This is a genomic window from Tabrizicola sp. (assembly GCF_041911175.1).
Classification (GTDB): Bacteria; Pseudomonadota; Alphaproteobacteria; order Rhodobacterales; family Rhodobacteraceae; genus Tabrizicola.
On record NZ_JAYRPN010000143.1, the window covers coordinates 1 to 19,382 of the forward strand.

Consider the following 19,382-nt stretch of genomic DNA (forward strand, 5'->3'; position numbering starts at 1 on the left):
ACGGCCAGCTCAGCACGTTGGTCGGCTGCGGCTTGCCGCGGAAATCCGCGTTCAGAACGGCGATCCGGGCGTCGTCGCAGCCCATCAGGCTGATCGCGAAGCCCTCACCCGGCAGACCCAGCCCCGCCAGCACCGCCCGGCCCGCGCGCTCGGCCAGGGCCTCAAGCCCAAAGCCCTCCCACCGTGCGTCCTCGATGACTGTCTCGACCAGTTCCATTCGCGCGGCCTAGCCGGAAGACGCGCGCCCGTCAAACCGGATGCCTCCGGCGGGAGTATTTTCGCCAAGAGGAAGTCCCATGTTCCTCTTGGGCGAAATACTCTGGCGGGTGCCAATGGTTTCGCCACGGGTTCGAGAAACCGTTGGCACGGGTGAAACCCCCAACGACCCGAGGAGGAGGCGAAGCCCGACGACGAGACAAGGAGTCTTCGCGCGCCAGCGCTCCGCCTGAAAACCGCCCCTCACCCCTTGGCTTCGTCCGCCTCATAGGCCTCGATGATCCGGCCGACCAGCGGGTGACGCACCACGTCCTTCGAGGTGAAGTAATTGAAGCTCACCCCCTTCACCCCCTTCAGGATCCGCTCCGCATCCGAAAGCCCGCTGGCCGTGCCGCGCGGCAGGTCGACCTGGGTCCGGTCGCCGGTGATCACCATCCGGCTGCCCTCGCCCAGACGGGTCAGGAACATCTTCATCTGCATGGTCGTGGCGTTCTGCGCCTCGTCCAGCACGATGAAGGCGTTCGACAGCGTCCGGCCGCGCATGAAGGCCAGGGGCGCGATCTCGATCCGCTTTTCCTGCATCAGCTTTTCCACCTGCTTCGCCGGCAGGAAATCATTCAGCGCATCATAGAGCGGCTGCATGTAGGGATCGACCTTCTCCTTCGCGTCGCCGGGAAGGAAGCCGAGCCGTTCCCCCGCCTCCACCGCCGGGCGCGACAGGATGATCTTCTCCACCGCTCCGCTGATGAACATGGTCACGCCCACCGCCACGGCCAGATAGGTCTTCCCCGTCCCCGCCGGGCCGATGCCGAAGCCCAATTCGTTCTGGAAGAGGTTCGCCACATAGGCCTTCTGCGCCTCGGTCCGCGGCTCGATCGGTTTCTTGCGGGTGCGCAGCTCCATCCCGGTCGAGAACAGTTCGATCTGTTCGGCACTGTCGGCATCCACCGGACGGCCCATCCGCATCGCCCCGTCGATATCGCCCGCCGCCACGTTGCGCCCCGATTCCAGCCGGGCGTAAAGCGACCGCAGCACCGCCGCCGCCTGTTCCCGCGCCGCCTTGTCGCCGATCACCGCCAGCCGGTTGCCGCGCCGCAGGATGTGCACCCCCATCTGATGCTCGATCTGCGCAAGGTTGCGGTCGAATTCGCCGCACAGGTCGATCAGCAATCGGTTGTCGGGAAATTCGAGGACGGTTTCGACGATGTCCTCGGCGGACGGGGGGGTCAGCGCGCTGATGCCCAATGGAAGCTCCTTCTGTCAGGGCCACGTCCAAAGTGTGCAGCCGGATACGTCATCTGGCAAGGAAAACCCGCTGCTGACACTAAGTCTTGTTCACAATCATGCCAATTCGATGACCAACCGGGCCTGGCCGAAAAAGAAAAAGCCCCGGTCCGACCGGGGCTTTCCGAAAGTCCTGCGCGGTGGCCTACTTCTTCCTTGCCGGGCCGGACACCCGGTCGGGGCCGGGGGCGCTGTCGGTCTCATAGGGGCCAAGCACCGTGCCCGGCGGATATTTCCCGTCGCAGACCGGCAGGCCGTTCTTCGGGTTGAAGCGCGGGCTGGAATATCCCTCGACGCCATCGTCGATGATCCAGACCTGGCAGCCGTCCGGGTCATAGGCGATCGCGGCCTGGCCGTCGACCAGGCCCGCGTCATCCTCGCCGTAGTCCTCGGCGGTGGCGATCACCGAATCCGGGCCCGAATAGCGCTCCGTGCCCTCGAACACCTCATAGAACGACCGACCGCAGCCGGAGACGCCCGTCGCGACCAGAAGCGCCAGCCCCAGGCGGGCGAGCCGCGCGCCGGTACCGGTCCGACCCATGTCCATGTTGTCTGCAAGCATCATCGCGGTCAGCCTTTCTTGCAGAGCACTTCGACACGGCGGTTCTTCGCCATGCCTTTGGCCGTCGCATTGGAAGCGGCGGGCTGGCTTTCACCATAGCCCGTCACGCTGTCGACCACCGCGCCCACCGAGCGCGCCACATCGGCCACCGCCGCCGCGCGGGCTTCCGAGAGGCCCTGGTTGTAGCCATCCGAGCCGCGGCTGTCGGTGTGCCCGGCGATGGAATAGGAGAAGGCCCCGGTCTGGCGGAAATACTGCTCCAGCTTCGACCGACCGCTTGCCGTCAGAGTCGCGCTGGCGGTGGCGAAATAGGTGTCGGTGCTTTCGGTCATGCAGCTGACCTGCTTCAGGCAGACGGGCTTGCCGGTCTTCGGGTCGCGGCGCGGCACCATGTAGCCTTCGGTCCCGCCATCGGCCCACCAGTGCTGGCAGCCGTCGCGGTCGATCCAGAGGCCCCATTCGATCTTGCCCGAGACAGCGGGCTCGTTGTCCTCGGCCTGCGCCATCGGCGCCATGACCAGGCAACCGCTGGCCACACAGACAGCCAGGGCGTGCCGAAGCATGCTCCTCAGATTCATCAATGCCCCACTCCTCGATCTTGACCCGGCCGAGTCAGCCTTGGTGTTGAAGGCAATAAAGCAGATCAATTCGGTCAGCGAGAAGGAATTCTTCTGGCAGGATCGGCTTTCTTACCCCGAATCTTCGCATTTATCCGGCAATCTTGCGCATGTGCAACAGACCGCAGTGCCTATAGCCCCCCGCCGACCGGCACGGCGGCCAGCGAATTCGAGGCCGAGGCGGTCACGCGCACAAGCTGCAGTTGTCCTACTCGCCCCTCGGGATGCTCGACATGCACGGCATGCAGGTGATCGGACTTGCCGACCATCTGTCCGGGCTTGCGACCCGCCTTTTCATACAGCACCTGCACCTCGCGCCCGACCATCGCCTCCTGCGCCGCGTGCTGCTGGGCGGTGATCAGCGCCTGCAACGCTTGCAGCCTTGCATCGGCCACGTCGGCGGGCACAGGGGTCTTCTCTGCCGCCGGGGTGCCGGGCCGCGCGGAATACTTGAAGCTGAAGGCCGCCCCGAAGCCGACCGCGCGGATCAGGTCCATCGTTGCCCGGAAATCGGCCTCGGTCTCGCCGGGGAAGCCCACGATGAAATCCGACGACAGCAGGATGTCGGGTCGTGCGGCGCGGATGCGCTCGACCAGCCGCAGATAGGCCTCGGCGGTGTGCTTGCGGTTCATCGCTTTCAGGATGCGGTCCGAGCCCGATTGCACCGGCAGATGCAGGTAGGGCATCAAGGCGGCCAGATCGCCATGCGCGGCGATCAGGTCATCATCCATGTCGTTCGGGTGGCTGGTGGTATAACGGAGACGCTTGAGCCCCTCGACCTGCGCCAGTTCCCGCACCAGCCGCGCCAGGCCCCATGTGCCCCCCGATCCCTCGCCGTGATAGGCGTTGACGTTCTGGCCCAGGAGCGTGATCTCGCGCACCCCCTGCGCCACCAGCCCCCGCGCCTCGTCCAGCAGGCGGGCGACCGGGCGGCTGACCTCGGCCCCGCGGGTATAGGGCACCACGCAGAAGGCGCAGAACTTGTCGCAGCCCTCCTGCACCGTCAGGAAGGCCGTGGGGCCGCGCAGGGCCTTGCGCTCGGGCAGCAGGGTGAACTTGTCCTCGACCGGAAAGTCGGTATCGACCTGCCGCCCCCCGCCTTCCACCATCGCGGGCAGCCGGTGATAGGCCTGTGGGCCGACGACCAGATCCACCACCGGCGACCGGCGCAGGATCTCCTCGCCCTCGGCCTGCGCCACGCAGCCCGCGACGCCGACCTTCATCCCGGGTTTCGCGGCCTTCAGTCCCCGCAGTCGGCCAAGGTCGGAATACAGCTTCTCCGACGCCTTCTCGCGGATGTGGCAGGTGTTCAGAAGCACCATGTCCGCCTCTTCCACCACATCGGTCGTGACATAGCCCTTCGCGCCCAGGGCCTCGGCCATGCGCTCGCTGTCATAGACGTTCATCTGGCAACCGTAGGTCTTGACGAAAAGCTTCTTCACATCGGTCATGCGGGTCGCACCATCGGGGAATAGACCGGGCATCTACACCCATCCGTCCCGACCGGCAACGCTTCACCCCGCCGCCGTCACTACATCCGGCCCATCTCCATTGTACTGAGGCAACCCGTCGTCGATCCGGTAGAACTCTGGCCGTCCCGCAGTGCAGATGTGATAGCCCGGATGCAGGCAGTCCGGTCGGTCGAAGGCCCCGGCAAGCACGGCATAGCGCGCCTCGCCGTTCGGCTTCCAGAACAGGATCGTCCCGCAGGTGGCGCAGAAGCCTCGCTTCGCGAAGTCGGATGCCGCGAACCAGGTGATGTGCTCGGCGCCCGACAGGTCCAGCGCCTCCGCCGCCACGCTGGTCGCCGCGAAATACAGCCCCGACTGCCTCCGGCACTGGGAGCAGTGGCAGAAGATCACCTCGCGTAGCGGCCCCGTCGTGCTGAAGCGCACCTTCCCGCAGAGGCACCCGCCCGTCTCGACCCCGCCCATCGCATCCTCCATCAACCCCCGCCCAGTCTCACCCCGCTGCGCCACCCGAAGCCATCCGCTCCCGACCGATCCCGCCCCCTTCGCGACACCTTGCATCGCCCGCCCGGATCGCCGACCCTGCCGCGCGACCCTTGCCGGACCCCATGATGCGCTACCCCAGCCTTGCCGACCTTCTCGACCGAAAGCGCGCCGACCTGGGCCGCGGCCCGCTGTCGCTGGTCCTGGCCGAGGACGACGTGGCGCTCAACGAAACCCTCGCCCACCAGCAGGCCAGCGGCTTTCGCGACGTGGTGCTGCTTGCCCCCGACAGCGTGACCATCGCACCCGGACTGGACGACCGCATCCACGTCGTCACCCATGACGTCTTCGCCGAGGGCGCACTGGTCCAGGCCGTCAACGCCACCATCGCCCGGTTTCCCGGCACCTGGCTGCACTACTGCCACAACGCCGAATTCCTGGTCTTCCCCTTCATGGAGACCCGCCGCGTCCGCGAGATGCTGACCTTCCACGCCGAGGAACGACGCGAGGCGATGCTGACCACGGTGGTCGACCTTTACGCAGGCGACCTCGGCCGCAACCCGGACGGGGTGGCGCTGGACGATGCCTGGCTTGACCGGAAAGGCTACTACGCACTGGCCCGCAAGGACGCGGCCAGCGACTGGCAACCCAGGGACCGCCAGCTCGATTTCTTCGGCGGCCTGCGCTGGCGGTTCGAGGAGCATATCCCCTACGCAAAGCGCCGGATCGACCGTATCTCGTTGTTCCGCGCCAGGCCGGGGCTGAAGCTGTTGCACGACTTCACGCTCAATGACGACGAGATGAACACCTATTCCTGCCGCTGGCACCACAACCTGACGGCGGCGGTCTGTTCCTTCCGCACCGCCAAGGCCTTGCGCACCAACCCCGGCTCGCGCCACGCGATCCCGACCTTCCGCTGGCCCAACTCGGTGCGGTTCGACTGGACCAGCCAGCAGCTGATGGATTTGGGCCTTATGGAACCCGGCCAGTGGTTCTGAGGCTTCAGGCCTTGCGCAGCCGGATCACCACGTCCACGCGGCTGACCGCCATGCCTGCCGGGACCTGCGGCAGGGCGGCGATCTCCAGCTCTTCCGCCGGGGCGTCGGTCAGCATGTGGCTGTCCTCCCAGTAGAAATGCGGGTGGTCGTCGGTGCGGGTGTCGAAATAGCTTTTCGAGCCGTCGACCACGACCTCGTTCATCAGCCCCGCCTCGCAGAAGGCGCGCAACGTGTTGTAGACCGTCGCCAGGCTGACCCGCTCATCCGTGCCGAGCGACAGGGCATAAAGGCTTTCCGCCGTGACATGCCGGTCCATCCCGTCGCCGACCAGAAGCTCGGCCAGCGCAAGCCGCTGCCGCGTGGGGCGCAGGCCCCCCGCCTTCAACCAGTCTGCGCTGCGGTCCGGTCCGGTCAACTGCGGCCTCTCGGGATGTCTACCCCGATATAGGGCCGCGAAGCCGACCCTTTCAATGCGGAATCGTGGGTTTCAGCGGGAAATCCCCGCGAATCCGCGCGCAATCGCGGCCCAGACCAGCGCCGCGACCAGCACCGAGCCCAGACCGGCGACCCAGAAGGGCAGCACAAGAGCCGTCCCCCGGCTCATGAAAGCCTCACCCAGCGACACCACAAGCCCCGACAGGACCAACCCCACCGGCATCATGCCCCAGGCCAGCAGCCGGTACAGGCTGTTCACCCGGCCCAGCAGCGCATCCGGGATCAACCGCTGCCGCGTGCTGACCGAGACCACGTTCCAGACGAAGCCGGTGAACTCCATCACCGCAAGGCACAGGCCCAGCGTCCAGGCCCCCGGCGCCACCGCCATCGCCAGGAAACAGGGGCCAGAGGCCGCCAGCATCCATTGCATCGTCCGCGCCGCGCCCAGCCTGCGCGCGATCCCTTCACCGGCAAGGCTTCCGGCGATCCCGCCCACCGCGCCGCCCGCGAGGGTCAACCCATAGACCTGCGCCGAAAGTCCCAGGTTCTCCTGCGCGTGCAGCACCATGCCGATCACGATCATCTGGTGGAACAGGTTCCAGAACCCCGTCGTCAGTGCCAGCACCTGCAACAGCGGCACCCCGCGCAGGAAGGCGATCCCCTCGCCCAACTCGGCCTTCCAGCCCCGCCGGTCCGTCCGCACCGCGCGGAACTGCCCGGCCAGCCCCGCCACCATCAGCATCGCGAGCCCGTAGGCCGCCGCGTTCAGCCCGAAGGCCAAGGGCAGCCAAATCCCGATCAGGAACGCCCCCAGCGCCGGGCCGACCAGCGCGTTGGTCAGAAGCTCGGCGCTCCACAACTGGCCATTCGCCCGCTCCAGCCGGTCCTTCGATACCAGGGCGGGCAGCATGGTCTGCGCCGCATTGTCGCGAAACACCTCGGCGCCGCCCACCACGAAGGCCGCCAGCAGCAGCGACCAGTAGAGGACCGGCGCCGACACTCCCTTCTCCGGGGCCACCCCCAAGGGCAGCGCCGCCCACAGCGCGAAAGCAGCGCCCAGAAAGGCCAGCGCCCGCAGCGCGTCCATCGCCAGGATCAGCCGCCGCCGGTCGACCCGGTCGGTCACCAGCCCGGCAGGCAGCGCCAGCAGGAACCAGGGCAGCCGCAGCGCCACCGGCACCAGCGCGACCAGAAGCGCATCCCGCGTCAGAAGCGAGGCGATCCAGCCCCAGGCGACCACCGCGATCCCGTCCGCCAGGTTGGTCATCCCGCTTGCCGTGATGAACCGCTGCAACGCCGTCATGCTTCGCCTCCCGCGCCTGGCCGCCAGACTTGCCAGTCTTCGCCCGCGAATGCTAGGGAGGGTGAAGGGGCAAATGGGGGACCACAAGGGATGGCGTCGTATCCGACCTTCTTCGACAAGGAAGCACTTCTGGCCTGTTCGCGGGGCGAGCTTTTCGGCCCCGGCAATGCCCAGCTTCCCGCGCCGCCCATGCTGATGATGGACCGGATCACCGACATTTCCGAAGACCGGGGCGAACATGGCAAGGGCCATGTCGTCGCCGAATTCGACATCACACCGGATCTCTGGTTCTTCGAATGCCACTTCCCCGGCAACCCGATCATGCCCGGCTGCCTCGGCCTCGACGGCCTCTGGCAGCTCACCGGCTTCAACCTCGGCTGGCGCGGCTGGCAGGGCCGCGGCTATGCGCTTGGCGTGGGCGAGGTCAAGCTGACCGGCATGGTCCGCCCCGACCGCAAGCGGCTCACCTACAAGGTGGATTTCACCAAGGCCTTGCAGACCCGCCGCCTGACGATGGGCGTCGCCGACGGCATCGTCGAGGCCGACGGCGAGGTGATCTACATCGTCAAGGACATGAAGGTCGCGCTGAGCGAGGCGTGAGGCCAGAAATCGCAGCCACAAGGTGTTTCGCTCGTGCTAGCGTGCCCCCACGATGGTTGATTATTTCAGGAAGCTCCCAAGGCAGAAATGGCTTGTCTGAATCGCCATCCTGGCCGCCGTCTCGGTCTACATCATGCTGGATAACCAGCCATCGCGGGGCATTGGGTTGCTGGTCTTCCTGTCCAGTCTCTATGTCGGCATTCTGTTGGGCAGCCTAGCGGGGCACTTCCTTGGCTTGGCACTTCGACTCTCTGCCCCGGTTTGCGCACGATTGTCTGCGTCATTATCCGCGTTTGGCTTTCTTTTCCTCCCATCACTTGTGGGTACATGGACGAATGCGCACCTGAACACGGGCATCGAAATACCGCCTCTGGCCCTGGTCTTCCTTTGGGCTTGCATCGGCGGGGGAGTCTTTTTCCTTGTCGGGGCGCGGGAAGCCAAAAAGTAACCTCATGAGCATCGGCCACCGCCTCCCCAACCTCCTTGCCCCCTCCCCCCCTCTCCCGTAAACAGGCCTTAACTGACCAAGGGAGGCCCCATGCGCCGCGTCGTCATCACCGGGATCGGGATCGTCTCGTCCATCGGCAACAATGCCGCCGAGGTGGAGGCCAGCCTCCGCGCCGGGAAATCCGGCATCGTCTTCGCCCCCGACTATGCCGAACATGGCTTCCGCTGCCGGGTCCATGGCCAGCCGAACATCGTGCTGGAAGACCATATCGACAAGCGCGACCTGCGCTTCATGGGCGACGGGGCGGCCTACACCTTCATCGCCATGGACCAGGCGGTGAAGGACAGCGGCCTCTCCGAGACCGACATCTCCAACGACCGCACCGGGATCATCGTCGGCTCCGGCGGCCCCTCGACCAAATCCTTCTTCAAGGCCCACAACATCGTCCGCGAGACCGGCAGCCCGAAGCGCATCGGCCCCTTCGGCGTGACCAAGGGCATGTCCTCCACCGTCTCGGCCTGCCTCGCCACCCCGTTCAAGATCCGGGGCGTCAACTACTCGATCACCTCCGCCTGCTCCACCTCGGCCCACTGCATCGGCAACGGCACCGAGCTGATCCAGATGGGCAAGCAGGACATCGTCTTCGCCGGTGGCGGGGAAGAACTGGACTGGACGCTCTCCTGCCTCTTCGACGCGATGGGCGCGATGAGCAGCAAGTACAACGACGCGCCGGAAACCGCGTCCCGCACCTATGACGCCAACCGCGACGGCTTCGTCATCGCCGGCGGCGGCGGGGTCGTGGTGCTGGAGGAACTGGAACACGCCCTCGCCCGCGGCGCCAGGATCTATGGCGAAGTCACCGGCTACGGCGCCACCTCCGACGGCTACGACATGGTGGCCCCCAGTGGCGAAGGCGGCGAGCGGGCGATGCGGCTGGCGCTCTCCACCCTGCCAAAGGGTCGGAAGATCGACTACATCAACAGCCACGGCACCAGCACGGTTGTCGGCGACATCACCGAAGTCGACGCGATCCGCCGTGTCTTCGGGCGCGGCACGACGCCCGCCATCGCCTCGACCAAATCGCTCACCGGCCATTGCCTCGGCGGCGCGGGCGTATGGGAGGCGATCTATTCGCTGATCATGATGAACGGCAACTTCATCGCCGCTTCCGCCAACGTCATCACCCCCGACCCGGCGCTTGACCCCGGCGAGATCGTGACCACGCTGCGCGAGAACGTGCAGCTGGACAGCGTGCTCTCGAACAGCTTCGGCTTCGGCGGCACCAACGCCACCCTCGTCATGTCGAAATTCCAGCGCTAGGAGCCATCATGGCCAATCTGATGCAGGGCAAGCGCGGGCTTGTCATGGGCGTGGCGAACGACCGTTCCATCGCCTGGGGCATCGCCTCGGCCCTGGCGACAGAGGGCGCAGAGCTGGCTTTCTCCTACCAGGGCGACGCCTTCGGCAAGCGGGTGCAGCCCCTGGCGGCCTCGGTCGGGTCGGACTTCCTGATCGACGTCGACGTGACCAACGAAGACAGTCTCGACGCCTGCTTCGGCGAGGTCGGCCGCCGCTGGGGGTCGCTGGACTTCGTGATCCACGCCATCGCCTTTTCCGACAAGAACGAACTCACGGGCCGGTTCGTGAACACCACGCGCGGCAACTTCCTGAATTCGCTGAATATCTCCTGCTTCAGCTTCATCGACGTCGCCCGCCGCGCCGAGCCCCTGATGCCGAACGGCGGTACGCTCCTGACGCTCACCTTCCAGGGCTCGAACCGCGTCTCGCCGAACTACAACGTGATGGGCGTGGCCAAGGCCGCGCTGGAATCGGCCACCCGTTACCTGGCGAACGACCTCGGGCCGCAGAAGATCCGCGTCAACGCCATCTCGCCCGGCCCGATGAAGACGCTGGCCGGTTCCGCCATCGGCGGCGCCCGCGCCACCTTCCGCCACACCGAGGAAAACGCCCCCCTCCGCGCCAACGCCACGCTGGAGGCGATCGGCGGGACGGCGGTCTGGCTCTGCTCCGACTACGGTGCCTGCACGACGGGCGAGATCATCCACGTCGACGGAGGCTATCACGCGCTGGGCTTCCCGCAGGCGGAGAACCTCTGACCCGATACCTCCTCGTTCGACTTCGTCTCCTCGTCGGACGTGCCTCCCGCGAGGAGTGACGACGTCATCGACGAGCAATCCCGGTCACACCACGACTCCCACCCGCCCGGTGGCTCGATACCCCTCCGCGGGATTCCCCTCCAACCCCAGCATCTGCGCCGCCAGCTCCTGCTCTGACGCATCCCGAAAAATCCCGTCCCGCGACAGGCTGACCCGCTCCAGATTCCCCACGCTCGCCGCATAAAGCGGCTCTGCGCCATAGACCGCCCGGCACTCGGCCTCCGGCAGCGCGAATTGCGAGGTCAGCAGCGCGGCCTTGCCCGAGACCGCCATCTCGGCGCTTGAAAACACCTCGAAATGGATATGCGGCCAGCGCCCGTCATAGCAGGCCGGAAAGACCGTGGTGAAGCGCACCCGGCCCTGATCGTCGGTGATCCCGACCCCGCGCAGGTAGTTGCGGTCCTCGGCGGCATAGATCGAGTAGATGCCCTCGGCGTCGCAGTGCCAGACATAGACGGCCATCCCGCCCAGGGGCGCACAGGCCCGGCCCACATCGACCAGCGTGATCTCCAGCACCACCGGCACGCCCTCGGCCACCGGGGTCAGCCCGCCGATGCTGGTGCGGATATCCTCGCGGATGACGCCTTCCTCGGTCAGGATGTTGACCGTCTGCCCCTCGCGGACATTGGTGCCATCCGCCGGGAACGGCCCCTCGGTCTCGGCCGGGTTCGCCACGCAGACCGACCCGTCCGCCGCCGTGCCCGTCACCGTCGCCGCCCCGCCCCGCGCGGCCCAAAGCGACAGCGCCGCCCCGCCCATCGCCAGCCCCGTCACCAGAATCCGCCGCCGCGTCAGATGCGGCAGGTCCGCGGCAAGCCCCTCGGGCCCGTGGTCGTGGTCATCGATCATGCGCAGGTCTCCTTCGCCTTTGCGCCATGATACGGGGGAGGCATGACATTCCGTCGACGGTCAGGCCAATCCTTTCCAAAATCCTAACGTCCGCGGCCAACCCGTTGTAATCATGGGGACCGATCCGCATGTCCACAGTGGACATCGGAAGAGCGTCGAAAGGAAGAGGATGGAGCGGGCGGCGGGAATCGAACCCGCGTCTCCTGCTTGGAAGGCAGGGGTCTTACCATTACACAACGCCCGCGTTGCAGGTGGTAGGTATTCGGAGCCGAACGGCTCGTCAAGGCAGGACCATCATGACTGCCGCGACGAAGGCCCGCCGCGGGTGTCACTGGCGACCGTTGGGGACGGGACGAGGGCGTCCAGCCCGGGACCTTGGCGAGCTTCAAATGCAACGACCTTGCGTTGCGTGTATCGATCAGCCTGACAACAGGCCCAGCATCAGCCCGGCAAGCAGACCACCAATATCCGCGCGTCTTCTTCTCCTGCGGAAGCCGCTGCACGCGCCGCGCTTTCCGACCTGCCCGAAAGACACGGCGTTCCCGCCTGTCATCCGGTCCGGTTTGGCGTCACGGAGATCGTCGACCAGTTGGCGAAGTCAGAACAACGTGTCGTCGGCTGAATGGCGCGTGCCTCTGCGCGATAGCGCTACGCCCTGCACATTGCTCGCGGATTGGACGAAAAGCCTGACCCGACTTGCGCCGGGCGCGATGGCGAGACATTTTGGGAATGTCAGTCAGCGGAAAGACTTGGGGGAGGCGAGAAGGCCTTCGAACTCGATCACCGTGTCGTCGAAAGCGACGCAGCCTTCCAATTCTGCCACCGTCGCGCAAGGCCGCCGCGCGCCACGCCGACGTGTCGGAAACCGCGGCAATTCCGGAAGGTCCGCGGCGGCATCGCAAAGGATGCACTGGACTGATCCGGGCGCAGGGGCGGTACACGCCGTCTTGGCGTGCAGGCCGATCGACCAGATCAAACCACCCGGCCATCCGCGTCGAACCACTTCGCGCGGGACCAGTCGACCGTGATCGCGATGGGCGCGCCGGGGCGATGGTCGGTCTCTCCGGGCAGGCGCAGGGTCAGGTCCGCTGGTTGCCCCGGCACGCGCACATGGGCATAGGTCTCGGCCCCAAGCCGTTCGACCAGTTCCACCTCGCCACGGATGTCGGCCTCTGGCCCGGAGGCGACGGCAAGGTGCTCGGGACGCAGGCCAAGCTCCACCGCCGACGCCTTGCCGGGGAGCGCTGCGACAGGGGCGAGTCCGGGGCTGTCGACACGCCCGCCGCCAAGGCGGACCGGAAGGAAATTCATCGCCGGTGCCCCGATGAAGCCCGCCACGAAGCGGTTGGCCGGGTTTTCGTACAACTCCATCGGCTTGCCGACCTGTTCGATCCGGCCATCGTTGAACACCACGATCCGGTCGGCCAGGGTCATCGCCTCGACCTGGTCATGCGTCACATAGACCATTGTCGCGCGCAGCCGCTGGTGCAGGCGGGCGATCTCCAGCCGCATCTGGACACGCAGGGCGGCATCCAGGTTGGACAGCGGCTCGTCGAACAGGAACACCTTCGGATTGCGGATGATGGCGCGGCCGATGGCGACGCGCTGGCGCTGGCCGCCCGACAATTCGCGGGGATAGCGTGCCAGAAGGGGTGTCAGGTGCAGCGTCTCGGCCACCTCGGCGACGCGCGCGGCAACTACCGTCCGGTCCAGGCGCTGCAGCTGCAGGCCGAAGCCGATGTTGTCGGCCACCGTCATGTGCGGAAACAGCGCGTAGGACTGGAACACCATCGCGATGCCCCGGTCCGCAGGGCGGGCGCGGGTCACATCGCGCCCGTCCAGCGCGATGGTGCCCGAGGTCGCATCCTCCAGCCCCGCGATAATCCGCAGCGTGGTGGACTTGCCGCACCCCGATGGTCCGACGAAGACCACGAACTCGCCATCGGCGATGCCTAGGTCCAGCCCCTTGATGACCTGCACCGGGCCGAAGGATTTGCGGAGGTTCGAAAGTTGAAGCTGTGCCACGGGTTATCCTTTGACCGCGCCCATTGTCATGCCCTTGATGAAGAAGCGCTGGAAGAAGAGGAAGACGAGGAGCGTCGGCAGGCTGGCGACCAGCGACAGCGCGCCCTGCACCCCCCAGGCGACGGAATACTGGCCCTTCAGGTTCACGATGCCGATCATGATCGTGCGCTTGTCGTCGGACTGGGTGAAGATCAGCGGCCAGAGGAAATCGTTCCAGATCCAGGTGAACTGCAGCGTGGCCAGAACCGCCAGTGCGGGCAGCGACAAGGGCAGGACCACGCGGGTCAGCACCTGCCATTCGGACGCCCCCTCCATGATCGCGGCTTCGCGCAGGGCATTCGGGACGGTTGCGAAGAAGTTGCGCATCATCAGGACGCAGATCGGGATGCCCAGGGCGGAATGGACGATGATGACCGGCCAGAGCGTGTCGATCAGCCCCAGCCCGTTGAAGAGGCGAAAGAGCGGCACCAGGATGACCTGCGGCGGAAAGAACATCCCGGCCACGATGGCCAGGAACAGCGCGTTCGATCCGCGGAAGGGCAGCTTGGCAAAGACATAGCCCGCAAGTGCGCCAAGGGTGATCGACACGGCGGTGGCAGGCAGCGTCACCAGAAGCGTGTTCAGGAAATAGCGATGGACGGCCGGGTTGCCCATCACCTCGGCGAAGTTGCCGAGGTAGAGGCCATGCGGCAGCGACCACAGATCCCCCATCGAGATGTCCCGCGTGGTCTTGATCGACGACAGGAGCACTCCGACAGTGGGCAACAGGAACAGCACCGCCAACACCAGCAGGATCGCGAAGATGGTGGCGGGCCAGGGGTTGAAGCGGCCCTTCGCGGCAAGATCAGCCATAGATGCGGTCCACCTTGCGCAATTGCCGGAAGTAGAGGCCGATGATCGCCATCGCGATCAGGAACAGCACCACCGATATCGCCGAGCCGTAGCCCATGAGGTATTTCTTGAAGCTCTCGTTGTACATGTGCATCGCCAGCGTGTCAGAGCTGTTGAACGGCCCGCCGCCGGTCATGATGTAGAGAATGTCGAAACCTTTCAGCGAGTTGATCACCGACAGCGCCACCACCACCACTGTCGACGGCGCCAGAAGCGGCAGGACGACGCGACGGAACCGCTGCCAGGGCGTCGCGCCCTCGATCTCGCAAACCTCCAGCAGGTCGCCGGGAATGGCCGTCAGTCCCGCCAGGTAGATCACCATCGACAGGCCGGTCTGCTGCCAGGACCAGGCGATGATCACCGACCAGAGCGCGCTGCCGGGCTTGGCCAGCCAGGCATAGGCGAACTTCTCGCCCGTGACCTGGCCGATGACCGTGTTCAGAAGGCCCCAGTCGGGCTGGTAGATCCAGGTCCAGATCTGCCCGACGATGACGGCGGACAGGCAGATCGGCAGGTAGAAGATGCTCTTGAACACGCGCGCGCCCAGCACCCGGGAATCGAGGAGCAGCGCCAGCACCAGCCCAAGGGCCGTCGGCAGGACGATGGCGGCGGCCATCCAGATCGCGGTGTTGAGCGCCGCGTGCAGGAAAAGCCGGTCGGTCGTGATCTTCGCGAAATTGGCAAAGCCGACGAAGCTGTAGTCGGGGTTGAAGCCGTTCCAGTCGGTGAAGCTGTAGTAGAACGAGCTGAAGAGCGGCCAGACGACGAACAGGCCGAAGACGGCCAGCGGCAGCGCCAGAAGCGCCACGCGCCAGAAGCGGTTGTGCTGTTCCATGCCGTCCTTGCCCTTCGGGTCGCGCAGGCCGCCCGCAAGGGGCGGCCCGCCGGTTCACTGCTGCCTGCGCTACTGTTTGAACGCGGCTTCGGCGTCGGTTGCAACCTGCGCCAGGATGGCGTCGGCCTGCGAGGGGTCGTCGATGAAGCGGGTGAACATCGACAGACCCACTTCCGCCACCGGCGGCGGGGTGGCGAGGTCGTAGTTGAAGGCGAAGGCCTCGGCGGCGGCTACGGTCGCGGCGGCCTTCTGCATCACCGCGTTGTAGCTCTTCGGGTCGACGTTCACATTGGCCGACAGCGCGCCCTGGGCATTGGCCCAGTCCGCCTGCACCCCGGCGTCCGAGACCATGAAGGCCAGGAACTTTTCGGCTCCTTCCACATTCTTCGCATTGGCCGCGATCACCAGTCCGTCGACCGGGCCGACCGCAGCATGGGCCACGCCGTCCTTGACCTTCGGGAATTCGAAGAAGTCGTAGTCCTGCCCCGGCACCAGCCCGTTGCCGTTCCAGTAGCCGGTGATCCAGGTACCCATCAGCGTCATCGCCGCATCGCCCCGCGCCACCTTGTCCGAAGCGTCGGTCCAGTCGTCGGCATTGGCATTGGCGACGAAATAGCCCTTGTCGAACAGCTCCTTCCACATCGCCAGCGCGGCGGCGACCTCGGGGTCGGAATACTTCGCCCCGCCCGACATCAGCTTCGCCCGATAATCCGGCCCGGCGGTGCGCAAGAGCAGGTAGTCGAACCAGAACTGCGCCGGCCAGCGGTTCTTCGACCCCAGCGCAATCGGCGCGACACCCTTGCCCTTCAGCGCCTCGCAGAGGGCAAGGAACTCCTCCCAGGTCGCGGGCGGCGCGGTCATCCCGGCGTCAGCCAGCACCTTCACGTTGTAGAACATGCCCGCATAGTGGTAGTTCATCGGCACCAGATAGCGCTTGCCGTTGTAGAGCGTCGCACTGTCGGCCACGGGCTTCGCGATCACCGCGTCAAGTCCGTTCGCCGCCCACATCTCGTCAATCGGGTGAAGCGCGTTCGAATCGACGATGAACTGCACGCGCGCCCCGGCCCAGTAGCTGAACACGTCGGGAAGGCTGTTGCCCGCCGCCCGCACCAGGATGTCGGTCTTGAAATCCTCGTGCCCGACCGGGCTGTCGACCATCTTGATCCCGGTCGCCTCGGTGAACTTGGCGATCTGCGCGTTGAAGGCCTTCAGGCCCAGCTCGCCGGTGAAATAGTGGCTGATAGTCACTTCGCCCGACTGCGCCCAGGCCATGCGGCCGATGGACAGCACGGGAATGGCAAGCGAGCCGAGAAGCATTCCGCGCCGACTGATCTGGTTCATGTCTTCCTCCCAAGAAGTTTACATATGCGGCACTTTATTCGGCCGTCTTGCCTTTCATCGCCAGAAATTGCCACCATGTCAACAAAACTATTGCATACGGCGCCAAGATGGGCAACTTATCGGTAGAAATGGTGGAGAGGCGGTAGAAAGTTGCGCTATGTCAAACAACTGGTTTAACATAGCGCAAACTATGCCCCTCTCCCCCGGAGTTCCCAAGATGCGACTGCTGCAATCCCTGTCCCGTGGTCTTGAAACCCTGACCTACATGACTGGCCAGCCGGGCCCGGTGCGCCTGACCGATGTGGCCGAGGCGCTGGACATTGACAAGTCCAACGCCGCACATCTGCTGAAGACGCTGGTGGCGATGGACTACGCGGTCCAGGACGACAGCCGCCGCTACAGCCCCAGCGCGCGCCTGGCGGGGGCCGCGCGGTCGGAGCACACGCTGGAAGAAATCGTCGCGGTCAAGGAAGCCTGGCGCGGCGCGCTGGAGGCTCTGGTCGCCGAGACCGGCGAATGCGCCCACATGGCGGTGCTGGTCGGCACGCGGGTCTGGTACATCGACAAGGTCGATTCGCCCTTGCCCTTGAAGGTGGATCACCCGATCGGCGCGTTGTCGCCCCTGCATTGCACCGCGCTTGGCAAGGCTTTCCTGGCCTTTGGCGCGGCGCGGCTGCCCGATGACCTGCCCGCCTTCACCCCGCGCACGATGACGACGCGGCGGGCGCTGTCCGACGAGATGGAGCGCACACGGGCGCGCGGCTATGCCGTCGACGACGAGGAATTCGCCCCCGGCATCCGCTGCGTGGCGCGGCCGATCTACGACGATGCCGGGGCGATGGTCGCGGCCATCGGCGTCTCCGGCCCCTCGGTCCGCGTGACCGACGCCCGCCTGCACGAACTGGGCCGCACCGTGGCCGCCGCCGGAACCGGCGCGTTGACAAGGAAAGATGCATCATGACCAAGGCGCCGCTGCGTGTCGGACTGATCGGCACGGGCCGGATTTCGGACCTGCACGCCATCGAATACCTGCAGAATCCCGATGCCCGGATCGTGGCGCTCTGCGACCGCGACACGGGCCAGGCGCGGGCGAAGGCCGCAGCCTGGGGTATTCCCGCTGTCGCGGTTGACGACGACATCGACGCCTTCCTTGCCCGCCCCGAGGTCGACCTGGTGGAAATCCTTCTGCCGCATCACCTGCACCTGCCCGTGGCGCTGAAGGCGATGGCGGCGGGCAAGATCGTCAGCCTGCAAAAGCCGATGTGCCTGAACATGGACGAGGCCGACCAGCTGGTCGCCGCAGCCGAGGCGCATGACCGCCCGGTGAAGATCTTCGAGAACTTCATCTTCTACCCGCCGGTGATGCAGGCCCGCGCGCTGGTCGACTCTGGCGCCATCGGCACGCCGCTCTCGATCCGCATCAAGTCGAACCCCGCCCGCAGCGCGACTGCCTGGGAGGTGCCCGCCGCCGCGAATGCCTGGCGTCAGGAAAAGGGCCATGCCGGGGGCGGGCCGCTGGTCTTTGACGACGGCCACCACAAATTCGCGCTGGCCTGGCATTTCATGGGCAACCCGCAAGAGGTCCATGCCTTCATCGGCGATTGTGACGGTCCGGGCGGCATCCGCTTCGACGCGCAGTCGATGGTGTCCTTCCGCTTCCCCGGCAACCGGGTCGGCAATCTGGAAATCGTCTATTCGCCCGAGATGGAGCTGATGACGCAACACTATGCCCAGGACGACCGGGTGGAAATCACCGGAACCGCCGGGGTGATCTTCATCAACGGCGGGCATGGGCGGCTGGGGGCGACGCCTCCGGTCACGCTCTACCGCGAGGGTGCGCTGACCAGCTATGACGTGCCAAGCGGATGGGAACACAGCTTCATCCAGTCGACCCGCCACTACATCAACGCCCTGAAGACCGGCGCGCCTCCGGTCCTGACCGCCGCCGAGGGGCGTCAGGTCCTGCGCTTTGCACTCGCCGCCGAGCAATCGGCGCGCGAGGGCCGGACGATCCGGCTGGACTGACAGGGAATGGTCATGACCAGGATGCCGCCCCGCCTTGCCGACGTCGCCTCACCCGAGGCGCGCGCGCGCCTGATCGCCGGTGCAGGTGGATTGCAGGCGTTTCTCGGCACCGAAGACGCCGGGTCGGTGGTGTCCCTGCCCCTGGTCGAGGCGCTGGTCCTTGGGCTGATGCGGCAGGGCGTGACCAAGTATCTGGCGATCTTCGGCCACGGGTCCACCGCGCTCGCCGAAGTGCTGCGTGTCTACGAAGCCGCCGGTCTTTTGCGGTGCTGGCAGTATCGCAACGAGGTCGAGATGGCCCATGCCGCGACCGCGCTCTCCTGGGTCTATCGCGAGGTTCCGGCGGTCGTCACCTCGATCGGGCCGGGCGCGTTGCAGGCGATGGCGGCCTCGCTCGCGGCAAGTTCCAACGGCGTCGGCGTCTATCACCTTTACGGCGACGAGACGACGCATGGCGAAGGCTACAACATGCAGCAGGTGCCAAAGCCGGCACAGGGGGTCTTTTCCCAGATTACCTCCCTGATGGGGGCCTCCTACACGCTGCATAGCCCGGGCAGCCTGCGCGATGGATTGCGGAAGGGTGCGTCCTCCGTTTTCCATCCCTGGCGGCCCGGGCCCTTCTATCTGAACCTGCCGCTGAACACGCAGGAAGCGCCGGTGACGCTGCGGCTGGACGCGCTGCCCGACCGCCCCCGCTTCCCGGCGCTGGTCCCCGCCGACGACACGGCGCTGGTCGAGGCGGCGCAGGCGATTGCCGGTGCCGCGAAAGTGGCGATCAAGGCCGGGGGCGGCTCGCGCCTTGCGGCGCCGGCCGACCGGCGACT

Annotated in this window: 20 protein-coding genes and 1 tRNA gene; 7 read left to right on the forward strand and 14 right to left on the reverse strand. The window is 66.3% G+C overall.

The window, feature by feature from the left end:
- The 6 genes from ACE3P6_RS19625 to ACE3P6_RS19650 all read right to left on the reverse strand — a co-directional run.
- Nucleotides 1-217 (reverse strand): rRNA maturation RNAse YbeY (locus ACE3P6_RS19625; RefSeq protein WP_374398118.1); only part of this gene is annotated, 217 nt, incomplete at its 3' end.
- Nucleotides 218-459: 242 nt separating this feature from the next.
- Nucleotides 460-1,461, reverse strand: coding sequence for a PhoH family protein (locus tag ACE3P6_RS19630; RefSeq protein ID WP_374398119.1), 1,002 nt, complete (start codon nucleotides 1,459-1,461; stop codon nucleotides 460-462).
- Between the two features lie 184 nt (nucleotides 1,462-1,645).
- Entirely contained in the window at nucleotides 1,646-2,065 is a 420-nt protein-coding gene (locus ACE3P6_RS19635; protein ID WP_374398120.1) for a hypothetical protein, read from the reverse strand.
- Nucleotides 2,066-2,070: 5 nt separating this feature from the next.
- Nucleotides 2,071-2,625, reverse strand: a complete 555-nt coding sequence (locus tag ACE3P6_RS19640; RefSeq protein ID WP_374398121.1) for an OmpA family protein — start codon at nucleotides 2,623-2,625, stop codon at nucleotides 2,071-2,073.
- A 185-nt stretch (nucleotides 2,626-2,810) separates the two neighbouring features.
- A complete protein-coding gene (gene miaB, locus ACE3P6_RS19645; RefSeq protein ID WP_374398136.1) occupies nucleotides 2,811-4,130 on the reverse strand; it encodes a tRNA (N6-isopentenyl adenosine(37)-C2)-methylthiotransferase MiaB in 1,320 nt (439 codons plus the stop codon).
- Nucleotides 4,131-4,193: 63 nt separating this feature from the next.
- Entirely contained in the window at nucleotides 4,194-4,613 is a 420-nt protein-coding gene (locus ACE3P6_RS19650; RefSeq protein WP_374398122.1) for a GFA family protein, read from the reverse strand.
- A gap of 146 nt (nucleotides 4,614-4,759) precedes the next feature.
- Between ACE3P6_RS19650 and ACE3P6_RS19655 the strand changes: the two genes are divergently transcribed.
- Entirely contained in the window at nucleotides 4,760-5,629 is an 870-nt protein-coding gene (locus ACE3P6_RS19655) for a glycosyltransferase family 2 protein (protein ID WP_374398137.1), read from the forward strand.
- 4 nt (nucleotides 5,630-5,633) lie between these two features.
- Here ACE3P6_RS19655 and irrA read toward each other — a convergent pair whose 3' ends face one another.
- Both irrA and ACE3P6_RS19665 read right to left on the reverse strand, forming a co-directional pair.
- Complete coding sequence (irrA, locus tag ACE3P6_RS19660) at nucleotides 5,634-6,044, reverse strand: iron response transcriptional regulator IrrA (protein WP_374398123.1); 411 nt, start codon at nucleotides 6,042-6,044, stop codon at nucleotides 5,634-5,636.
- Nucleotides 6,045-6,116: 72 nt separating this feature from the next.
- Entirely contained in the window at nucleotides 6,117-7,367 is a 1,251-nt protein-coding gene (locus ACE3P6_RS19665; RefSeq protein ID WP_374398124.1) for an MFS transporter, read from the reverse strand.
- Nucleotides 7,368-7,457: 90 nt separating this feature from the next.
- On the opposite strand from ACE3P6_RS19665, the gene fabA reads away from it, so the two are divergent.
- The 3 genes from fabA to ACE3P6_RS19680 all read left to right on the forward strand — a co-directional run bounded on the left by fabA (nucleotide 7,458) and on the right by ACE3P6_RS19680 (nucleotide 10,532).
- The gene (fabA, locus tag ACE3P6_RS19670) at nucleotides 7,458-7,967 is read left to right on the forward strand and encodes a bifunctional 3-hydroxydecanoyl-ACP dehydratase/trans-2-decenoyl-ACP isomerase (protein WP_374398125.1); all 510 of its coding nucleotides are present in this window, start codon (nucleotides 7,458-7,460) and stop codon (nucleotides 7,965-7,967) included.
- Between the two features lie 538 nt (nucleotides 7,968-8,505).
- Nucleotides 8,506-9,735, forward strand: coding sequence for a beta-ketoacyl-ACP synthase I (gene fabB / locus ACE3P6_RS19675; RefSeq protein ID WP_374398126.1), 1,230 nt, complete (start codon nucleotides 8,506-8,508; stop codon nucleotides 9,733-9,735).
- Between the two features lie 8 nt (nucleotides 9,736-9,743).
- Nucleotides 9,744-10,532 carry an enoyl-ACP reductase gene (locus ACE3P6_RS19680; RefSeq protein WP_374398127.1) on the forward strand — a complete coding sequence of 263 codons (789 nt, stop codon included), beginning with the start codon at nucleotides 9,744-9,746 and terminating at the stop codon, nucleotides 10,530-10,532.
- Nucleotides 10,533-10,616: 84 nt separating this feature from the next.
- Here the strand turns inward: ACE3P6_RS19680 and ACE3P6_RS19685 are convergent, their stop codons facing one another.
- From ACE3P6_RS19685 to ACE3P6_RS19710, 6 genes are all read right to left on the reverse strand, one after another.
- On the reverse strand, nucleotides 10,617-11,441 hold the full coding sequence (locus tag ACE3P6_RS19685) for a hypothetical protein (RefSeq protein ID WP_374398128.1): 825 nt from the start codon (nucleotides 11,439-11,441) through the stop codon (nucleotides 10,617-10,619).
- A gap of 170 nt (nucleotides 11,442-11,611) precedes the next feature.
- Nucleotides 11,612-11,685, reverse strand: a tRNA-Gly gene (locus ACE3P6_RS19690).
- A gap of 728 nt (nucleotides 11,686-12,413) precedes the next feature.
- The gene (locus ACE3P6_RS19695; protein WP_374398129.1) at nucleotides 12,414-13,466 is read right to left on the reverse strand and encodes an ABC transporter ATP-binding protein; all 1,053 of its coding nucleotides are present in this window, start codon (nucleotides 13,464-13,466) and stop codon (nucleotides 12,414-12,416) included.
- Nucleotides 13,467-13,469: 3 nt separating this feature from the next.
- The gene (locus ACE3P6_RS19700; protein WP_374398130.1) at nucleotides 13,470-14,318 is read right to left on the reverse strand and encodes a carbohydrate ABC transporter permease; all 849 of its coding nucleotides are present in this window, start codon (nucleotides 14,316-14,318) and stop codon (nucleotides 13,470-13,472) included.
- The gene (locus tag ACE3P6_RS19705) at nucleotides 14,311-15,192 is read right to left on the reverse strand and encodes a carbohydrate ABC transporter permease (RefSeq protein ID WP_374398131.1); all 882 of its coding nucleotides are present in this window, start codon (nucleotides 15,190-15,192) and stop codon (nucleotides 14,311-14,313) included. The genes ACE3P6_RS19700 and ACE3P6_RS19705 overlap by 8 nt, the downstream gene beginning before the upstream one ends.
- 69 nt (nucleotides 15,193-15,261) lie before the next feature.
- A complete protein-coding gene (locus ACE3P6_RS19710) occupies nucleotides 15,262-16,533 on the reverse strand; it encodes an ABC transporter substrate-binding protein (RefSeq protein ID WP_374398132.1) in 1,272 nt (423 codons plus the stop codon).
- A 217-nt stretch (nucleotides 16,534-16,750) separates the two neighbouring features.
- Between ACE3P6_RS19710 and ACE3P6_RS19715 the strand changes: the two genes are divergently transcribed.
- The 3 genes from ACE3P6_RS19715 to ACE3P6_RS19725 all read left to right on the forward strand — a co-directional run.
- Complete coding sequence (locus tag ACE3P6_RS19715; protein WP_374398133.1) at nucleotides 16,751-17,494, forward strand: IclR family transcriptional regulator; 744 nt, start codon at nucleotides 16,751-16,753, stop codon at nucleotides 17,492-17,494.
- Nucleotides 17,491-18,558, forward strand: a complete 1,068-nt coding sequence (locus ACE3P6_RS19720; protein ID WP_374398134.1) for a Gfo/Idh/MocA family protein — start codon at nucleotides 17,491-17,493, stop codon at nucleotides 18,556-18,558. Before ACE3P6_RS19715 ends, ACE3P6_RS19720 begins: the two co-directional genes overlap by 4 nt.
- 12 nt (nucleotides 18,559-18,570) lie before the next feature.
- Nucleotides 18,571-19,382, forward strand: an 812-nt coding sequence (locus ACE3P6_RS19725; RefSeq protein ID WP_374398135.1) for a thiamine pyrophosphate-binding protein, incomplete at its 3' end; no start/stop codon positions are given.